The organism is Tessaracoccus antarcticus, assembly GCF_003688855.1.
GTDB lineage: Bacteria > Actinomycetota > Actinomycetes > Propionibacteriales > Propionibacteriaceae > Arachnia > Arachnia antarctica.
Genome location: NZ_REFW01000002.1, coordinates 1 through 17,709, shown reverse-complemented (window position 1 = coordinate 17,709; position 17,709 = coordinate 1). Strand labels below are relative to the sequence as shown.

The following is a 17,709-nucleotide window of genomic DNA, read 5'->3' as shown; positions in this document are numbered from 1 at the left end:
TCGCGTCACAGCGCGATGGTGGAGCCTGCCGGGGGTGCGCTGATGATGCCCGCCTGGGCCAAGAACTTCCCCATCCGCTCGAAGGCCGCCGGGTCCACGGCCAGGGTGGGTTCCCCGTCGCGGAGCCACAGCTTCGAGGTTGCCTCCAGAACTGCGCGAGCGGTCTTCTCCTGTTCAGGGTCGGACAGCGTGGGCACCTCTTGCTTGGTGGCTTCGATCGCCAGGTCGGGGTCCATCAGGATCCGCTTCTCGGCCTCCAACACGGCGGCGTTGACGCGGGTGAGGACCTCGTCATTCAGTCGGCCAGGGACGGTGACGAGTCCCGGACCCACGAGCGTCGGCTCAGCCGGATCCTGCACCGCAATCTCCACAACGTCGAACCCGGTGTTGGCGAACTGCACGGTCTCGTTGTTGCTGTAGCCCACCACGACGTCCACCCTGCCAGTGGTCAGGGCGCTCACCTGGGTGTAGCCGATGTCCTGCAACTTCACGTCGCCCTCGCCCAGGCCTGCGTGGTGCAGGGCGGCCAGAACGGTGTAGTAGCTGGAGCCGAAGTGCCCGGGCATCCCGATGGTTCGGCCTCTGAGGTCTTCAACCCCTGTGATGCCGGAGGATTTCGCCGCCAGCAGGACCCCCGGGAACTGCTGGAAACCGGTACCGAACGTGGCCAACGTCGCACCCGTGGCCGACGCCACCACGGCCTCGTCCCCGCTGGCGAACACGATGTCCTCCTGCGCGGCCAGCAGTGCACCGAATGCATCCTCCTGCGCGCCGTGATGCCGCAGGGTCACGTCGAGGCCCTGCTCGGAGAAGAGCCCGGAGTTCACGGCCACGTAGAACGGGCTGAACTGCACGTTGGGAATGTAGGTGAGGCCGATCGTCAGTGCCGGGAGCTCCGGTGTCGGCTCCGCGACAGGGGTGGTGCAGGCGGCGAGGCCGGTGAGGGCACCCGCGGCGAGCGCACCCTTGAGGAGTTGACGACGTGTGGTTCTCATGAGTGTTCTCCTTGGAGTCGGTGGGTGCTTGCTCGCTCAGCAATCTGGATGGAGCCCTGCAGCACGAGTGCTGCCACAGCGATCCACACCAGGACGGCGAAGACACCGACGCTGTCGGCTGCCTCCCTGGAGATCGTGAGGAGTGTGCCGAGTCCTGCCCCGCCCATGACAAATTCACCCACGATGGCGCCCGTCATCGAGAGAACGAACCCCGCCCGAATACCCGCGAGCACGGCGGGGGCGGCGATGGGCATTTCGACGTGGAGGAGGCGCTGCACCGGGGAGGCGCCGTCGAGCATGGCGTGCTCGATGATGCGCATGTCCATGCCCCGCAGACCGATGACCGTCGTGGTGACCATGGGAAAGAACGAGATGATGGCGCACAGCACGGCGATGGGCACCAGTCCGTAGCCGATCCACAGCGCGAGCAGGGGTGCGATCGCCACCAGCGGGATGGTCTGGGAGAAGGCGACGAACGGCTCGAAGATTGCGGCCAGCAGGCGTGAGTGGGCTATGGCAACGCCCAGCGGAATCGCCCCCACCATCGCGATCACGCTGCCGAGCAGCGCAGCCCCCAGCGTCGGCGCCAGATAGCGCCATCCCGTGCCGTCAACCACCCAGTCGGCCACCCGCACGACGACGTCAACGGGGTTGGGAAGCACGATTTTTGGGACCAGTCCGGTCGCGGTGACTCCCCACCAGATGAGCAGGACCACCATCAGTGCCAGAGGTGCGGGAATCCACCGCCATGCGCCGTGGTCTGATCTGACACGCCCAGGATAGGCGGACCACAGCCCCCAGTGCGCCACTGAGCGGGCCTGTGTGCGACCAGTCACTCCCGAAACCTTTCAAGTCAGGTCCGGGGTTGATCGAGACGCCGCGGCATGGCCGTTTCCGGCGACGACACACATGCATGCGCACGGTGGCATGCATGAGCCGTCGCTGGGCACGGATGCCACAGCGCGCGTTCCTCCCATCCAGACTTTGACTGTCGGCCTCGGAGTTCCACCGAATCAACCTCGTCCGCTCCTGCGAGCGTCAGAGGGTCGCGGGCTGTCACCGCCGGTTCGGACTTGCACCGACCCCGGAACACGTATGTTGCACCCCATCCTAGCAACGGACTCCGGTGTGGCTGAGCCGCCCCACAGCGCTCACTGCCAGAAGAGTTCGTCCGCCACCTGGAACGCCAGTCGCATGAGGCGCCGCGTGTCCTCGAGCATCTGCGACGACTGGCGCGGACCGTAGCCAAGAAGGTCGGAAATCGCGGCCAACTCGCGGAAGTCGGCGGGGAGGGAATCGCTGGCCCTCCCCCGCACCAGCATCATGGCGTTGCGCAGGCGGCTGATGTGCTCCCAGGCAGCCCGGAGGTCGTGGGCCTGGCGGGCTGTCACGAGATCCAGTGATGCGGCGGCGGCAAGCGCCTCCAGTGTCGCGGGCGTTCGGAGTTCCGGATGCTCGTGCGCGTGACCCAACTGGATGAGCTGGATGGTCCACTCAATGTCGGACAATCCGCCGGATCCCAGCTTCAGGTGTCGTTCCTTGGGTACACCCTTCGGGATCCGTTCAGCCTCCATCCGCGACTTGAGCCGCCTGATGTCGGCGGTTTGTTGGTGGGTGAGCCCACCCCTGGGGTACCGCAGCGGGTCGGTGCCGTCGATGACGGCGGCGGCGAGCTGGAGGTCGCCCGCTCCCGGCCGTGCCCGAAGCATGGCCTGGGCCTCCCACGTGGAGGACCATTTGTCGTAGTACGTGGCGTAGGAGGAGACGCTGCGCACCTGCGGACCGCCCTTGCCCTCGGGCCGCAGGTCACTGTCGAGGACCAGTGCCGGCTCGGGTCCGGGTTTGCCCAGGATGTCGGCGGCCCTCCTCACCAGTGCCGTGGCCGCCGCCCGCCCCTGCGCGTCGACGTCGTCGGCCACGACAAACATGGCGTCGGCATCCGAGGAATAACTCATCTCGTTGCCGCCCCAACTGCCCAGCGCCACCACCCCCACCGGCGGGGACTCCACCGTGCGGGAAGCGATGGCCAGTGCTGCGTCGATGGATGCCGAGGCGAGGTCGGACAGTGCGACCCCCACGGGGTTGACGTCCGCGTTCCCCAAAACGTCGGCCAGCGCGATACGGCACAGTTCCCGGCGACGCAGCCCACGCACCGACGCGATGGCCTTCTCCTCGTCGTCGTGGCGGTTGGCGGCACGCGTCATGGCGTCGGTGAGGTCGGCTGCCGAGCGCGGCTCCAGTTCGGAGCGGCTCGCCAGCATCTGCACCATCTCGGGTGCCCGTTTCATGAGGTCCACCACGTACCGGCTGGACGATGCGACGCGCGCCAACCGGTGCGCCATCCAACCCTCGTCGCGCAGCGCCCGCAGGTACCAGCTGGTGTCCCCCAGCTTCTCGGACAACTGCCTGAACGCCAGCAGCCCGAAGTCCGGGTTGGGGCCCTCAGCGAACCATCCCAGCATCACCGGCAGGAGCTGACGCTGGATCTCGGAGCGACGGCTCGAACCCTTCGTCAGCGCCTGGATGTGGCCGAGGGCCGAGCGTGGATCCGAGAACCCCAGGGCACGCATGCGCGTCTTGGCCGCCTCCGTGGAGAGGCGGAGTCCCTCTGCGGGGATGGTACTGACAGTCTCCAGCAGCGGGGAGAAGAAGATCCTGCGCTGCAGCCTCATCACGCTCCTCGTGCTGCTCCGCCAGCGCTTGACCACCTCATCGGCGGTGAGAGCGAGCGTGCGGGCCACGTGAGCCATCGCCAGGTCGTCGTCGGGCAGCAGGTGGGTGCGTCGCATCTGCCGGAGCTGCACCCGGTGCTCCAACACACGCTGGAAGCGGTACGCCTGCTCCATCTCCGCCCCGTCGGTGCGCCCGATGTAACCGTTGGCCACAAGTGCCTCCAGTGCGGGGATCGTGCCACGGACCCGGAGCCGTTCGTCGGCGCGGCCATGCACCAGTTGCAGCAACTGAACGGCGAACTCGGTGTCGCGCAGACCACCCTCCCCCAACTTGATCTCGCGGTCGGCCTGGCCGGCGGGGATCATCGACACCACCCGCGTGCGCATGGCCCTGACATCGGCCACGAAGCCGTCCCGCTCACCCGCCGCCCAGACCATGGGCCCCACCATGGAGCAGAACTCCGCCCCGAGAGCGAGGTCACCGGCCGCTGGGCGCGCCTTCAGCAGCGCCTGGAACTCCCAGCCCTTCGCCCATTTCTCGTAGTAGCTGCGGCAGGACGAGATCGTGCGCACCAGCGGTCCCGCATTGCCTTCGGGTCGCAACGCCGCATCCACCTGCCAGATGGTTCCCTGGCTGGTGTGGGCCGAGCAGATGCGCGCCAGTGCAGCGGCGAGTTGGGTGCCCACCTGCATGGCGTGCTCGATGGAGACGCCGTCGGCCGGCTCGGCGATGTGGATCACGTCCACGTCGGAGAGGTAGTTCAGTTCCTGGGCGCCCGTCTTCCCCATGGTGATGACCGCCAGCCGCACGTCGCGCCAGTCGGGCACCTCGGCGCGCGCGTGGGCCAGGGCGAAATGGAGCACGGCGTCCGCCGTATGGGCAATCTCCCGTGCCACGGCGTCCACAACCAGCACTGGATCGGCCGCGGTCAGGTCTCTGGCGGCGATCTCCACAAGTGCCGCATGGTGGGCGCGTCGCAGGTCATCGGAGTGACCGACGGCCACGTCGTCCACCATCTCCACCCGCTCAGCGTAGAAGGCGCGCCATCCGTGGGCATCGCGCGCGGGACGCTCGGCGCGAAGGCACTCCACCTCCTCGGGGTGACGTGCGAGGAACTGCCCCAGCACCGACGAGGCGCCAGCCACGACGACGAGCCGGCGCAGCCAGGACTTGTCACGGGCCACTTCCGCGAAAAGGCCCGGGTCGGCCTCGTCGATACGCGACACAATGTCGAGGGCGCGATCCCGGTCAGCGACGTCCTGGAAGTCTTCAAGGGCCACGTTCGGCTCGTGGCCGCACCTCTCGCACCACCGATCCCAGGTGGCTGCGGCGGTTCTGGGCGAGTCGAAGCCACGTCGCGCGAAATCGCCCACGGCGGAAGAGACCCTGCTCACGGGAACACACTACCGATTGATAGAGTTGAGCCCACCGACGAAGAGGGGGAATTGATGTTCAAACCCGCCGTTTCAGTCGTGGAGGCACTGCAGGACCTGTTCACATGTCTGGGTGCCATCGAGTGCGGCCGCGCGGCCGATTTGGGTCTGGAGCTCAGTGCCGAACTCGCGAACCGCCGTCCCGATCTCACCGATGTCCTCCTGTCCACCGCGCAGGCCGCGCGAGAGCACTCCCTCGAGCTCGGGGAAGAATTGACGGCCGCCATCTGTCGCGGGGCGAGCGCCCGGTTGGGCAGCCGCCACCCCGGCGCGAGCATCGAAGTGAGGGTGCCTCCGTTCTCCGCCGTGCAGATCGGCTTCGGGACGGGCCCCCGTCACACCCGGGGCACCCCACCCAACGTCGTGGAAATGTCTCCCCTGGTCTTCATCGACCTGGCGACTGGACGCTGGACGTGGGAGGACAGCGCGCACCACATCCGCAGTTCGGGGGCCCACGCACACGAGGTGCAGAAGGCGTTCCCGATCTGGTCCGGGGCTGCTGAGCGCTGACCGGCACTGCGCGCAATCCCAGGGGTCACAGGACGGCGATGTGGCGTTCCAGTTCCCAGGGAGTGACCTGCTGACGGTAGACCTCGAACTCCTCACGCTTGTTGCGCATGAAGTACTCGAACACGTGCTCACCCAGGGTTTCGGCAGCGAGCTCACTGTTCTCCATGATGTTCAGGGCGTCGTCGAGGCTGCGTGGCAGCGACTGGATTCCCAGTGCGCGACGCTCGCGGGCGGACAGGCGCCACACCTCGTCCTCCGTCTCCTCCTGCAGTTCGTACTCCCCCTCGATCCCGGCCAGGCCTGCGTTGAGCATGAGCGCGTAGGCGAGGTAGGGGTTGACGGCAGCGTCGGGTGCCCTGTACTCGATGCGGGCCGAGGAGGACTTGCCGGGGGCGAACTGCGGGACACGGATCAGGGCGGAACGGTTCGCCCTTCCCCAGCACGCGTAGGTGGGGGCCTCACTGGCGCCACTGAGCCGTTTGTAGGAGTTGACCCACTGGTTGGTGACGGCGGTGATCTCGGGGGCGTGGCGCAGCAGGCCCGCGATGAAGTGTCGGGCGGTCTTGCTGAGGCGGTACTCGTCGGCACCGTCGTAGAACGCGTTGGTGTCGCCCTCGAACAGGGACATGTGGGTGTGCATGCCCGAGCCGGCGTGCTGCGAGAAGGGTTTGGGCATGAAGGTGGCGTGGATCCCCTGGCTGACCGCCACTTCCCGGATGACGACGCGGAAGGTCATGATGTTGTCGGCCATGGTGAGGGCATCGGCGTAGCGCAGGTCGATCTCATGCTGGCCGGGGGCTGCCTCGTGGTGGCTGAATTCCACCGAGATGCCCATTTTTTCCAGCATGGTGATGGCATCGCGACGAAAATCGGTGCCGTCACCCAGCGTTGTGTGGTCGAAGTAGCCGCCGTCGTCCAGCGGCACCGGCGGGTTCAGCTGCTTCAGCAGGAAGAACTCGATCTCGGGGTGGATGTAGAACGTGAAGCCCAGGTTCGCGGCCTTCTGAAGGGCACGCTTGAGGACGTAGCGGGGATCGGCGAAGCTGGGAGACCCGTCGGGCAGGCTGATGTCGCAGAACATGCGCGCGGTGCCACGCTCCAGCTGACGCCAGGGCAGCACCTGGAACGTGGAGGGGTCGGGGTGCGCCACCATGTCCGACTCGAAGACGCGCGCAAATCCCTCAATGGCCGAACCGTCGAAGCCGACCCCCTCGGAGATGGCGCCCTCAACCTCTGCGGGGGCGATGGCCACGGACTTCAGCACGCCCAACACATCGGTGAACCACAACCGCACGAAGCGGATGTCGCGTTCTTCCATCGAACGCAAAACGTACTCGGTCTGCCTGTCCATGACCCTAGTGTGCCCGCTCATCGACGCTCGTGGCACGTGACCATCATCAGATGACCACCGCAGGCCTTCAGGAACCCGTGGGGCCGGTGGATTCACGCACGTTCAACCGGGGCGTGATGACCACGCGGTGGGTCGGTCGGCCCGCGTCGCGGAGGCGGTCCATCACCAGCCCCATGGCCGCTCGCCCTATGGAGATACGTGGCGGCCGGACGGCGGTGAGTGCGGGGCTGAACAGGCCTGCCACCTCGTCGTCGTAGGCGATGATCGAGAGGTCACCGGGGACCGACAGCCCCTCCTCCTGGCACTGCTGGGCGATGGCGATCGCCTCCCGGTCGGCGTGGACCAGGAGCGCCGTGGTTCCGGCGTCGATGCAGTCCCGCACCAGCTCGGCGACGGCGGGCGCCTCATCCCCGGGCTCGTGCCGGCGCAGTTCACGGGTGAAAGCGTCGGGGCGCAGCCCACATTCCTGCACCGCCAACGCCCATCCGCGCCGGATCTCCTCCCGGTGCGGACTCCCGGGGTTCCATACGAAACCGACACGGGTGTGTCCGTCCGCGGCGAGGTGCCTCACGGCCGCCCCGGCACCGCCCAGATGGTCGGTGGTCACGGACTCGAACGGCAGCGCCGTGGAGGTCCCCCGTGCATCACGCTCCACCAGCACGAAGGGCACCTCCGTCTCCTGCAACCATTCGAGCAGCTCCATCGTGGCCCGCGTTGTGACATCCGGTGCCATGAGCAGGGCATCCACTCCGGCCGCGATCAGGTGTGTGGCGTGGGCGCGGAAATCGGCGTCCTCGTAGGAGGTCCCCCGCAGCATCAGGACGGCACCGCGTTCCTCGGCCATGTCCTGGGCGCCGCGGATCACCTCGGGCCAATAGAAGTCGAGCGACGGGACCAGCATCCCGACGCGAACAGGAGCCTCCATCTGGACCGAGACCTCCTTGACGGGCTCGTTGAGCACGGCGCCACCGTGGAGCCTGCGGACCACCCCCTCGGCCGCGAGGCGGGCAATATCGCGCCGCAGGGTGACAGGTGCCACCCCCAGGAGTTCCGCCAGATCACTGACCCTGAGCATGCCTCTGGCACGGAGCTCGGCGACAATGCGGTCGCGGCGTCCGTCCGGGAGCAACTCATTCGTCATGTTGATCACTTTACCCACACCACGACCGTTTTTGTTAGAGTGATGATCATAAACGATCCATTTCGATCAGGGAGGAGGTCTGGGTGACCACAAGGCCGGTGGCAACGACACCGAACTGGAACGACCGCCGCACCTGGACCACTTTCGCTGACCAGATGCTGTTGGCGGTGCGGCCCCATGCGTCCCCCTCACACGCCGGATTCAGATTCCCGGGTGTACCAGGCCTTCTGGGGGCCCGCGTCGACGCCCTTGAGGGATTCGCGCGCACCTTCCTCCTGGCCGCCTTCCGTCTCGCGGGCGACGGAGGAGCGGACCCGCTGGGCACCGCGCAGTGGTACGCGGCAGGCATCGACGCAGGAACCAATCCCTTCTCCCCCGAACGCTGGCCACGCCTCGACGAGCATCCGCAGGCGAAGGTGGAAGCCGCTTCGATCGCGCTCGGCCTCGACATGACCCAACCCTGGATCTGGGACCGGATGCCACCCGCCGTGCAGGACCGCGTCGTGGCCTGGCTGGAGCCGGCCGTCGGCGACCAGAACTACTGGCGCAACAACTGGGTCTGGTTCCGCATCGTCGTGCAGACCTTCCTGCGCTCGGTGGGCGCGCACCACAGCATCGGCGACATCGACGAGGATCTCGCCACCCACGACACGTTCATCCGCGCCAACGGCTGGCTGAGCGACGGCGAGGGTCGCAACTTCGACCACTACGTGGGCTGGGCGCTCCACCTGTACCCCACCCTCTGGTCCCGCATGCACGGCGCAGCCGACCTGGCCGCCCCGCGCGTCGAGTCCGATCGACGCGCCCTCCAGCGCTATCTCGACGACGCCATCCGCCTCGTGGGTGCGGACGGCTCCCCGCTCATCCAGGGCCGGAGCCTGACCTACCGCTTCGCCGCGGCCGCCCCCTTCTGGGTCGGCGCGATGGCCGGCGTCGACAGCCCGTCGCCGGGGTTGCTTCGCACGGCAGCCTCCCGAGTGGTCGGGCACTTCGTGGATGCCCGGGCAGCGAACTCCCCCGGGATCCTCGACGTCGGCTGGAAACGTTCCTGGCCACAACTGGCACAGTTCTACACCGGCCCCGGCTCCCCCTACTGGGCTGTGAAGGGCCTGTTGGGGGTTGCCCTGCCCGAGACCCATGCGGTGTGGACCCAGGATGCTGCGCCCCTACCCATCGATGAGGCCGACCAGTTGATCGCCGTCGAGGCGCCCGGATGGCTCGTCCACGGCACTGTGGCCGACGGCGTCCTGCGGGTGGTCAACCACGGCACCGACCATGGGCTGATCCACTCAGACGCAGCCGACAGCCCCCTGTATGCCCGGCTCGGCTACTCCACTGCCACGTCGCCGCTGCTGGACGACGACAGCTGGGCCAATCCCCTCGACAACACCATCGCCCTGCTCGACGGCGACGGGCGAGCAACCCACCGCACCGGGATGCAACGGTTGGACTGCCGCGTGATCGGCACACCTGCGGGGCCCGTGGGGCTTGCGTCCTCTCTGGCCGAGGCCCACTGGGTCGACGCGCTGGCTCCCCCGCAGCATGAGGCAATCGGATGGCCCGGGACCGCAACACCGGCCGGTTCCCTACTGATGGTCTCGCTGGTGCGAGGCCCCTGGGAGGTGCGGGTGGCCAGTGTCACCACGCCGGCCACAACCGCGGTGCGGTTGCGTTTCGGTGGCTGGCCCCTGTCCGCCAACCATCCTCGCGACGCCCGGACCGACGACAGCACCAGTTCGACGGCTGAGGGGCTGACCACACGCCTCACGGCCCTGACCCCGGGCGGCACTCTCGGCATCGACCACCGCATCGACGCCAGTCCACTGTCGGAGACCTCCTCAACCCCGTTCGTCAGCTTCCCCGTCGACGGGCCCCTGTGGCAGGGCGTCCTCGCCGAACTGGGCGCCACCACCGACTCCGGTCAGGCCAGCCTTTCCGTGTCAGCCACAGGGGGCACCACCACATTCCTCGTGACCTGGCCCGACGGCGTCACCACCCCAATCCAGGCCCTCACCCCCACCATCCCGAAAGGCACCTCGATGCCCCTATCCCCCGCAGCTGACAGCGCCCTCGCGACTCTCCAGCAGCTCGATGACCAGTTCGGTACGCGCTATCCCGACGACGTCACGGTTGACGGCGTCTACCCGCTGCGCGAGGCGCAGTTCGGCGAACCCGAGGGCGGCAACACCGAATGGACGACGAGCTTCGTCCCCGGCATGTTCTGGGCAGCCGGGGAGCTGACCGGCGACGACAAGTGGGTCGAGGCTGCACGCCGCCACATCCCCAGCTTCGTCGACCGCATCGAGCGCAAGGTACACATCGACCACCACGACCTGGGTTTCCTGTACACACTGTCGTGCGTCACCGCCTGGCGCCACGATCGTGACGAGGGTGCACGCGATGCCGCCATCGCTGCCGCGGACCAACTCATGACCCGCGTCATCCCCTCTGTCGGCATCATCCAGTCCTGGGGCGACCTGAACGATCCTGCGCAGGCCGGCCGCGCCATCATCGACAGCCTCATGAACATGCCGCTGCTCTACTGGGCCACCGAGATCACGGGTGACACCCGCTACGCCGCGGCGGCCCGTCGCCACGCCGGCCTGTTGGGCACCTCCATCGTCCGCGATGACGACACCACCCACCACACGTTCCACTGGGACGTCGCAACGGGTGCACCGTTGTACGGCACCACGGCGCAGGGCCACGCAGACGACTCGACGTGGGCACGAGGTCAGGCGTGGGGCATCTACGGCTTCGCCCTCAACCACGCCCACACCGGAGATCCCGCGCTCCTGGCCGTGGCGCAGCGTTGCGCCCGGCGCTTCCTCGATCTCCTCCCCGAGGACAGCGTGCCCTTCTGGGACATGGTGTTCACCGACGGCAGCGATGAGCCGCGCGACAGCTCGGCAGGCGCCATCGCCGTCTGCGGGTTGAACGAGCTGGCCGCCATCACCGGCAGGGCCGAGTACCAGGAGGCGGCCGACCGCATCCTCGACTCACTCGAGGCCAACTACGCCACCACTGCCGAGGGCCCCGAGAACTGTCTCCTGTTGCACGGCGTCTACGCCAAGCACGGTGGCCGCGGTATCGACGAGGGCAACCTCTGGGGCGACTACTACTACATGGAGGCCCTCCTGCGCCGCCACAACCCTGACTGGGTGTCCTTCTGGGCACCCACCGCCTGAGCATTCGCCTGATCATCCACCGGAAGGAAATCCCCCTCATGATCCTCGAAAACTTCTCCCTCCACGGCAAGGTGGCGCTCGTCACCGGCGCCACCCGCGGACTCGGCCAGGCCATGGCCGTGGCCCTCGCCCAGGCCGGCGCCGACGTCGCCCTCGTCGGCAGTTCGAAGCCCGCCGACGAGACGGCAGCGCAGATCCATGCGCTGGGCCGTCGCACCCTGACCCTGACATGCGACCTGTCGAAGGCCCCTGTCGCCGAACTGGCGAAGCTTGTCGACGACGTGGTTGCCGAGTTCGGCCGCATTGACATCCTCGTCAACAACGCCGGCATCATCCGGCGCACCCCCGCCATGGACTTCACCGAGACCGACTGGGATGACGTCATCCAGGTGAACCAGAAGGCCGTGTTCTTCCTGGCGCAGGCTGCGGCCAAGGCGATGAAGGACGGCGGTGAGGGCGGCAAGATCATCAACACCGCCTCGCTGCTGAGCTTCCAGGGCGGCATCAACGTGCCCTCCTACACGGCCAGCAAGAGCGCCGTCGCGGGCCTGACCCACGCCATGGCCAACGAGTGGGCCAGCCAGGGCATCAACGTGAACGCGATCGTGCCGGGCTACTTCGCCACCGACAACACTGCCCAGCTGCGCGCAGACGAGGGCCGGTCCCAGTCCATCCTGGAACGCATCCCCGCGGGCCGGTGGGGGGACGCAGAGGACTTGGCGGGTGCCGTCGTGTTCCTCGCCTCGAAGGCCTCCGCCTACGTCCACGGCACCCTGCTGGCCGTCGATGGCGGCTGGCTCGGCCGCTGATACAGCCACCCCCACACCACACGAACCATCGCCCTGCATCCGTGGGGCAACTCAAGAAGGAGTAGCAACAATGGAGAACCGTTACGCCAGCGCCCCGGAGCACGTGGCCACCATGCAGACCGCCGAGCTGCGGAAGCGTTTCCTCGTGGAGGACCTGTTCCTCGACGGCGAGATGAAGTTCGTCTACAGCCACTACGACCGCATCATCATGGCCGGCGCCGTCCCCACCGAGGCTGCATTGAGGATGCCGACTCCCGAGGCCCTGCACACGGACCACTTCTTCGACAACCGCGAAGCCGGCATCATCAACATTGGTGCCGACGCCACGGTGAGTGTCGACGGCACCGAGTACACCCTGCCGCGCAAGGGCCTGCTCTACATCGGTCGCGGCGCCAAGGACGTCACATTCGAGGCGCCGGGCCGCTTCTACCTCTACAGCGCGCCCGCCCACACCGCCTACCCCACCACGCTCGTGGGCCCGGAGGACGGCAACGTGCTGGAGCTCGGCGCCAAGGAGACCTCCAACGAGCGCACGCTGCGCCAGCTGCTGTTCAACGGCGACGTCAAGAGCTGCCAGGTCATGATGGGCGTCACGACGCTTTCCCCCGGCAGCATGTGGAACACCATGCCGGCGCACACGCACGACCGCCGCATGGAGTCCTACCTGTACTTCGATGTGGAGGACGACGCACGCGTGGTACACCTCATGGGCGAGCCCTCCGAGACGCGCCACCTCATCGTCGGCAACGAGCAGGGCGTCATCTCGCCCAGTTGGTCCATCCACTCAGGCGTCGGCACCAAGGCGTACTCGTTCATCTGGGCCATGGCTGGCGAGAACCAGGCGTTCACCGACATGGACGCCGCTCCGGTCACCGACATGCGCTGACATGACTGACGACCCGCTCGCAGGGCGCGGTGAGGTACTCATCGGCGCCGCACTGCGCACTGTCGAGCAGGTCGAGGCGGTCCTGGGTTGCATCCGCACCCCTGCCCCGGGTGTTCCCCCGATCCTTCCCTGAGACAGCCCTGGTGAGGCGGTGGAGCAACGCCAAGCCGCCTCAGCGGCTGGAAGTATGTGGCCGTGAAGACCACCCCTGTTGAAGCTCAACGAGTCGACCCGCCAACCGGCCCGCTCCTGTCCCTGTGCCTCGTCGTCGCCTCCAGTCTCCTTCTGGGGGGCCTGACGTCCTTGGCCCAGGGATTCCTTCCCGAAGCGCTCAGCTCCTTCGCGAACTCTGCCAGTGGCTGGACGATCCTGAGCGCCCTCATCCTCTGGTTCATCCGTGGCCGGACGGCCCTGTCCGCGCTGCTGGGGGGCATCGGGTTCGTCGGGCTGGTGGTGGGCTACACCGTCGTTTCCCAGATGCGGGGCATCTACTACAGCCCGGTGCTGTTCGGAGTCATCGGCCTCGTGGTCGGCCCCTTCGTGGGCGTGGCAGCCTCATGGCTGCACTCCCGTGGCTGGCGAGCAGCCTCCGCGGTGGCTCTGCTGTCCGGAATCGGGATCGGCGAGATGAACCATGGGCTGACCGTGGTCGGCGACACCACTCATCCGTTGTACTGGATCCTGGTGGGAGTGGTTGGCGCGGCGTTGCTGGTGGTCGTCGTGGTGCGGCGCCTGGACGCTCCAATGGTCAGGATCTCCGCCGTGGCGGCGACGGCTGCGGTGGCCTGCGCCTTCGTCTACGCCTACAGTCTCCTCGGGAGCGCCTGACCCTGGACGCCCCCGTGCATTGGGGGCTCGCCCCGACGTTGGCCATAATGGGTGCATGGCGCAACCCGGCTGGTATCCCGACCCGAGTGGCTCCGGCACACCCCGCTACTGGGATGGCGCGGCGTGGTCGAGCGTCACCCCACCCTCCACCACACCGGACACCGGAAACGGTGGACCCCGGAGGGCGCCCGTCACGGGAATCATTGCGGGGCTGTTGTCGATACTGCTCGTGGTGGCCGTCCTGGTGTGGCAGCCGTGGCGCACGGATGCGTGGGGCAGCCCCGAGGACACGAACTCGTCGAAGCCCACCGGCAGCCAGTGGAACGAGCTTGAGCCCACCGAGACCCCCTCCTCCCCGGAGCCCACCGACGGGGACGGACGCCCCGTGGCGTGCCCACTGGTGGAGGACGCCGACAACGGGCCGCAGGGTCAGTGGTACGTCTCGGGAGGAATCCAGTACCGCGGCGTCCCCGGCTGGAAGGACGGCGGTGGGTGGACCATCGACTTCACCTCGGACCGCTCCGGTCAGAGCGACAGTGTTGCGTCTTCCTGGGTGTCCATCACGGCCATCGGCCAGGTGTCCAAGGAGGACTTCAGCAGTGATCCCCGCACTGCCGCGACGCAATTGAGCGACTGCATGTCCTCGTCGTACTACTACCGCACGCTGGATCACCGCGAGAAACTGGAGGACAAGGCCTTCACCACCAGCGACGGCGTGTCCGGCTGGATCATCCGTGAGAACTACTGGAACGTCCCGGACCAGCCCGTCAGCGGTGACGAAGTGGTCATCGTGGTGCTGGACAACGGCGCCAAGGATTCCCTCACGCTGTTCCACAGTCAGGCCCCCATCGAGGACCAGCGACGCAAGGACAAGGTGGCCGACGCGCTGGCCACACTGTCGAAGCGCTGAGCCGGGCCTGCCTACACTGGAGGGGTGTCTGCGCCCGGTTGGTACCCCGATCCGTCCCATCCGGGCAGCGGTTTGCGCTACTGGGACGGCGGCGCATGGTCGCAGCAGACCACCGCCGGCGCGGCTCCGCCGCCCTCGAAGAGGCCGTGGCTGTGGTTCGTCATCGCGATGGGCGTCATCGCCGTGGTGGTGGCAGTCTTCATTCTTCGTCCCGGTGGCCTGACGACAACGGCTGAGGACACCAACTCCGCGAGGCCGACGGGCAGCCAGTGGAACGAGGTGCCGCCCACGGAGACGCCGAGCCCACCCGAGGAGACGGGTTCCGGCGAGACCATCGACTGCCCCCAGAACAGCTTCGACGACCGTTCGGAGGTCTCCTCTGATGGCCGCATGCATGGGGGAGGTCTGTCGTTCGAGGCACCGAAGGGATGGGAAGCAAGGCCCGTCTACATGCCCTGGATGTACGACCACAACTCAACCATCAGGCCCATCACAAGCAGTTGGATGAGTAACCTGAGCGCCGGCGAGGTCCTGCGTTCCGAGGGCTTCACGGATCCTCGCAGCACCGCCACCCAGTTGATGGGCTGCCTTGCCTCCTCTGGGCTGTACATGGGGTTCACCGGCCGTGAGGACCTGACCGACGCATCGTTCCGCCTCGATGGTCACGGCGGATGGCGCATCACAGCAGATGTCCACGTGGAGAACCAGGGCTCCATCAAGGGTGATGTCGTCGACGTCATCGTTGTTGACCTCGGCGATGCCGACAAGTTCGCCGTGTTCATCTCCTGTGCCACCATCGACGACGAGAAGAATCTGGCCGAGGTGGCCAGGGCGACGGATTCGTTGCGTGTGGACTGACGGGCCCCGGGCACCGATACCATGGCGCCATGTCTGCGCCAGGATGGTTTCCGGACCCGTCGGGGGGACCCAATCTGCGGTACTGGGACGGCCGCCATTGGACATCCAACACGTCTCCTCCGCCATCGAACACGCCCCCAGCAGGCCCCGGTTTCGACGCGCCCGCTGCACACAGTGCCCCACAGCAGTCCGGATCCTTCGTGGGCGTCACCCAGACGCTTCCCCGCGCCAGCGGCGCTCAGATCAACCTGTGGCTGTGGATCGCATTCGGCGTCGTCGTCGCAATGATCATCGTGGTGGCTGCCTGGCTCCTCTTCTTCCGCCAAACCCCCACCCCCACACCCACCCCGATCATCACACAACCCGCTGACCCGACGACCGAGGCCAGCACGCCCGGGCCCATCGACGAACCCACCCCGGATCCGACCACACCCGCGCCGACGACGACGCCCTCCACCCCCAGCACATCCTCCAACGAGCCGCCCGTCAAAGCCGGCACCGTCATCGACGCCGTGGCAGGATGCCCCGCCACCGCCTCGGACGCCATCGGTGTTCTGGGTGCAGACGGCCGCTTTGCATCCGGCGGTGGCCTGAGTGTGGCTGCGGCGAAGGGCTTCGCCGCCACGCCCGTCCAGTACCCGTGGATCCACCAGTCGAATTCACAGTCGAAGCTCTACGGAGCGAACTGGATGGCCTCCATCACCGTCGGCACCGTGCGTGCAGAGGATGGCTTCACCGAAACCGGCGCCACCGCCGTCGCCATGGTCGGCTGCATGCTGGGCTCCGATTTCTACGCCGGGCACGCCACACAGGCCATCGTCAGCGAGTCGGCCAGGGCCCCCGAAGGGGATGTCGTGGCCATGACCGCCAATGTGGCCGTCACGGGGGTCGCAGACATCGACAGCGACTACGTCTACATCATGACCATCCTGCAGGGCGGCGTCATGCATGTACTGGTGTCCACGGTCCCCGCCTCGGATGACCCCGGCTTCACTGCGGTGGGCGATGCGGTGACTGACGTGAGACTCGCATGAGCATCACGCTCCTTGCCCTGGACGGGGGACAGTCAGGTATGCGCACGCTTCTGTTCTCCGGCCGGCACCCTCGCCGTGGACCCGAGTTCGGAGGTGTCCGCAGTGACCATCCCCTGCTTCCCCAACTCCGCGACATCGTGCTCACGACTCTGAACGGTGAGCGCGCGGACGTGGTCGCCCTCGGCGTATCCGGACTCGGCGCCCACGACACCGCAGTCGAACTCTCATCCCTGCTGGGTGACGCGGCCGGATCAGTTCTGCTGGCCCACGACGCCACCACGAGCTACCTCGGGGCACTGGGAAATCGGGAGGGGGTGGTGGTCGCCGCGGGCACGGGAGCCGTGACCCTCGCCGTCGGCCCCCACACCGTGCAGCGTGTCGACGGATGGGGACATCTCCTGGGTGACGCGGGCTCTGGCTTCTGGATCGGACGTGAGGCTCTGTCAGCGGTTCTTCGAGCCCAGGACCACCGTGGGGAGCCCACTGCCCTGACCGCGGTGGCCGAGGCGGAGTTCGGGGACCTGTCGCAGCTCTACCTCGATATCCAGGCAGACCCGGGCCGGGTCGCACGGATCGCCTCGTGGGCACGCACCGTCTCCGAGTTGGCGGCCACCGACGAGGTGTGCGCACAGATTTCCCGGGACGCCGGCAACCAGTTGGCTCACAGCGCTGCCAGTGGTCTGGAGAGCGTGGCCGGAGATCCGGTGGCCAGCACGATCGGTAACGTCTTCCGCAACGTACTCGTCGCGGCCTCCTTCGAGGAATCCCTCACGGCGCGGATCCCCGGCGTCCAGGTGGTGCCGGCACAGGGAAGCGGCCTCGACGGCGCCGCGCTGCTGAACCAGGTGGCAGTGGGTTCCTCGCTGGATGCTCTGGTGGACCGCTCGTGATAGTGCGTGCAATCAGGCCTGGAGTTCGGCTCCGCTCGCCACTTCCGGGAACGCACGCACCGATATGAAAAAGGACAAAAAAATACCCCCTGGGGTTACCAGGGGGTATTTTGTAAGTCCGGCGGCGTCCTAGTCTCCCACAGCGTCCCCGCTGCAGTACCATCGGCGCTGAGAGGCTTAACTTCCGGGTTCGGGATGGGACC

The 17,709-nt window shown here is 67.4% G+C and carries 15 protein-coding genes, 1 rRNA gene, 1 pseudogene and 1 riboswitch; of the genes and pseudogenes, 11 read left to right on the top strand and 6 right to left on the bottom strand.

What is annotated here, in order from left to right; translation table 11 throughout:
* Nucleotides 1-5 precede the first annotated feature (5 nt).
* The 3 genes from EAX62_RS07380 to EAX62_RS07370 all read right to left on the bottom strand — a co-directional run bounded on the left by EAX62_RS07380 (nucleotide 6) and on the right by EAX62_RS07370 (nucleotide 5,062).
* On the bottom strand, nucleotides 6-995 hold the full coding sequence (locus EAX62_RS07380; RefSeq protein ID WP_121901724.1) for an ABC transporter substrate-binding protein: 990 nt from the start codon (nucleotides 993-995) through the stop codon (nucleotides 6-8).
* Nucleotides 992-1,831 carry an ABC transporter permease gene (locus tag EAX62_RS07375; protein WP_147454050.1) on the bottom strand — a complete coding sequence of 280 codons (840 nt, stop codon included), beginning with the start codon at nucleotides 1,829-1,831 and terminating at the stop codon, nucleotides 992-994. The genes EAX62_RS07380 and EAX62_RS07375 overlap by 4 nt, the downstream gene beginning before the upstream one ends.
* A gap of 125 nt (nucleotides 1,832-1,956) precedes the next feature.
* Nucleotides 1,957-2,091, bottom strand: a riboswitch (FMN riboswitch).
* Nucleotides 2,092-2,146: 55 nt separating this feature from the next.
* Nucleotides 2,147-5,062 carry a bifunctional [glutamine synthetase] adenylyltransferase/[glutamine synthetase]-adenylyl-L-tyrosine phosphorylase gene (locus EAX62_RS07370; protein WP_121901076.1) on the bottom strand — a complete coding sequence of 972 codons (2,916 nt, stop codon included), beginning with the start codon at nucleotides 5,060-5,062 and terminating at the stop codon, nucleotides 2,147-2,149.
* 54 nt (nucleotides 5,063-5,116) lie between these two features.
* Between EAX62_RS07370 and EAX62_RS07365 the strand changes: the two genes are divergently transcribed.
* Complete coding sequence (locus tag EAX62_RS07365; RefSeq protein ID WP_121901075.1) at nucleotides 5,117-5,611, top strand: sterol carrier family protein; 495 nt, start codon at nucleotides 5,117-5,119, stop codon at nucleotides 5,609-5,611.
* Between the two features lie 25 nt (nucleotides 5,612-5,636).
* On the opposite strand, the gene EAX62_RS07360 is transcribed toward EAX62_RS07365, so the two are convergent.
* A complete protein-coding gene (locus EAX62_RS07360; protein WP_233557902.1) occupies nucleotides 5,637-6,929 on the bottom strand; it encodes a glutamine synthetase family protein in 1,293 nt (430 codons plus the stop codon).
* Between the two features lie 100 nt (nucleotides 6,930-7,029).
* Nucleotides 7,030-8,103, bottom strand: a complete 1,074-nt coding sequence (locus EAX62_RS07355) for a substrate-binding domain-containing protein (RefSeq protein WP_121901723.1) — start codon at nucleotides 8,101-8,103, stop codon at nucleotides 7,030-7,032.
* 83 nt (nucleotides 8,104-8,186) lie between these two features.
* On the opposite strand from EAX62_RS07355, the gene EAX62_RS16880 reads away from it, so the two are divergent.
* The 10 genes and pseudogenes from EAX62_RS16880 (at nucleotide 8,187) to EAX62_RS07305 (ending at nucleotide 17,506) form a co-directional block, all read left to right on the top strand.
* Nucleotides 8,187-11,291: a DUF2264 domain-containing protein gene (locus EAX62_RS16880; RefSeq protein ID WP_199711199.1), complete on the top strand. Its 3,105-nt coding sequence runs from the start codon at nucleotides 8,187-8,189 to the stop codon at nucleotides 11,289-11,291.
* 38 nt (nucleotides 11,292-11,329) lie between these two features.
* Nucleotides 11,330-12,100, top strand: a complete 771-nt coding sequence (gene kduD / locus EAX62_RS07340) for a 2-dehydro-3-deoxy-D-gluconate 5-dehydrogenase KduD (RefSeq protein ID WP_121901073.1) — start codon at nucleotides 11,330-11,332, stop codon at nucleotides 12,098-12,100.
* Nucleotides 12,101-12,170: 70 nt separating this feature from the next.
* Nucleotides 12,171-12,986 (top strand): 5-dehydro-4-deoxy-D-glucuronate isomerase, encoded by an 816-nt coding sequence (kduI, locus tag EAX62_RS07335; RefSeq protein ID WP_121901072.1) that lies wholly within the window; start codon nucleotides 12,171-12,173, stop codon nucleotides 12,984-12,986.
* A 1-nt stretch (nucleotide 12,987) separates the two neighbouring features.
* Complete coding sequence (locus EAX62_RS17315) at nucleotides 12,988-13,119, top strand: hypothetical protein (protein WP_267897978.1); 132 nt, start codon at nucleotides 12,988-12,990, stop codon at nucleotides 13,117-13,119.
* Nucleotides 13,120-13,181: 62 nt separating this feature from the next.
* A complete protein-coding gene (locus EAX62_RS07330) occupies nucleotides 13,182-13,814 on the top strand; it encodes a DUF6518 family protein (protein ID WP_199711198.1) in 633 nt (210 codons plus the stop codon).
* A 55-nt stretch (nucleotides 13,815-13,869) separates the two neighbouring features.
* Nucleotides 13,870-14,724, top strand: coding sequence for a DUF2510 domain-containing protein (locus EAX62_RS07325; protein ID WP_199711197.1), 855 nt, complete (start codon nucleotides 13,870-13,872; stop codon nucleotides 14,722-14,724).
* 24 nt (nucleotides 14,725-14,748) lie between these two features.
* A complete protein-coding gene (locus EAX62_RS07315) occupies nucleotides 14,749-15,582 on the top strand; it encodes a DUF2510 domain-containing protein (protein ID WP_121901070.1) in 834 nt (277 codons plus the stop codon).
* A 29-nt stretch (nucleotides 15,583-15,611) separates the two neighbouring features.
* A pseudogene (locus EAX62_RS17505) lies at nucleotides 15,612-15,707 on the top strand (DUF2510 domain-containing protein); the annotation flags it as partial.
* A 75-nt stretch (nucleotides 15,708-15,782) separates the two neighbouring features.
* Nucleotides 15,783-16,616, top strand: coding sequence for a hypothetical protein (locus EAX62_RS07310; protein WP_233557858.1), 834 nt, complete (start codon nucleotides 15,783-15,785; stop codon nucleotides 16,614-16,616).
* On the top strand, nucleotides 16,613-17,506 hold the full coding sequence (locus EAX62_RS07305; protein ID WP_121901068.1) for an N-acetylglucosamine kinase: 894 nt from the start codon (nucleotides 16,613-16,615) through the stop codon (nucleotides 17,504-17,506). Before EAX62_RS07310 ends, EAX62_RS07305 begins: the two co-directional genes overlap by 4 nt.
* A gap of 116 nt (nucleotides 17,507-17,622) precedes the next feature.
* Here EAX62_RS07305 and rrf read toward each other — a convergent pair.
* Nucleotides 17,623-17,709: ribosomal RNA gene (rrf, locus tag EAX62_RS07300) — 5S ribosomal RNA — on the bottom strand; the annotation flags it as partial.

Coding starts and splice junctions, on each gene's coding strand:
- EAX62_RS07380 (WP_121901724.1), bottom strand. CDS start 995: ATGAGAACCACACGTCGTCAACTCCTCAAGGGTGCGCTCGCCGCGGGT.
- EAX62_RS07365 (WP_121901075.1), top strand. CDS start 5,117: ATGTTCAAACCCGCCGTTTCAGTCGTGGAGGCACTGCAGGACCTGTTC.
- EAX62_RS07360 (WP_233557902.1), bottom strand. CDS start 6,929: ATGGAAGAACGCGACATCCGCTTCGTGCGGTTGTGGTTCACCGATGTG.
- EAX62_RS07355 (WP_121901723.1), bottom strand. CDS start 8,103: ATGACGAATGAGTTGCTCCCGGACGGACGCCGCGACCGCATTGTCGCC.
- kduD (WP_121901073.1), top strand. CDS start 11,330: ATGATCCTCGAAAACTTCTCCCTCCACGGCAAGGTGGCGCTCGTCACC.
- kduI (WP_121901072.1), top strand. CDS start 12,171: ATGGAGAACCGTTACGCCAGCGCCCCGGAGCACGTGGCCACCATGCAG.
- EAX62_RS17315 (WP_267897978.1), top strand. CDS start 12,988: ATGACTGACGACCCGCTCGCAGGGCGCGGTGAGGTACTCATCGGCGCC.
- EAX62_RS07325 (WP_199711197.1), top strand. CDS start 13,870: ATGGCGCAACCCGGCTGGTATCCCGACCCGAGTGGCTCCGGCACACCC.
- EAX62_RS07305 (WP_121901068.1), top strand. CDS start 16,613: ATGAGCATCACGCTCCTTGCCCTGGACGGGGGACAGTCAGGTATGCGC.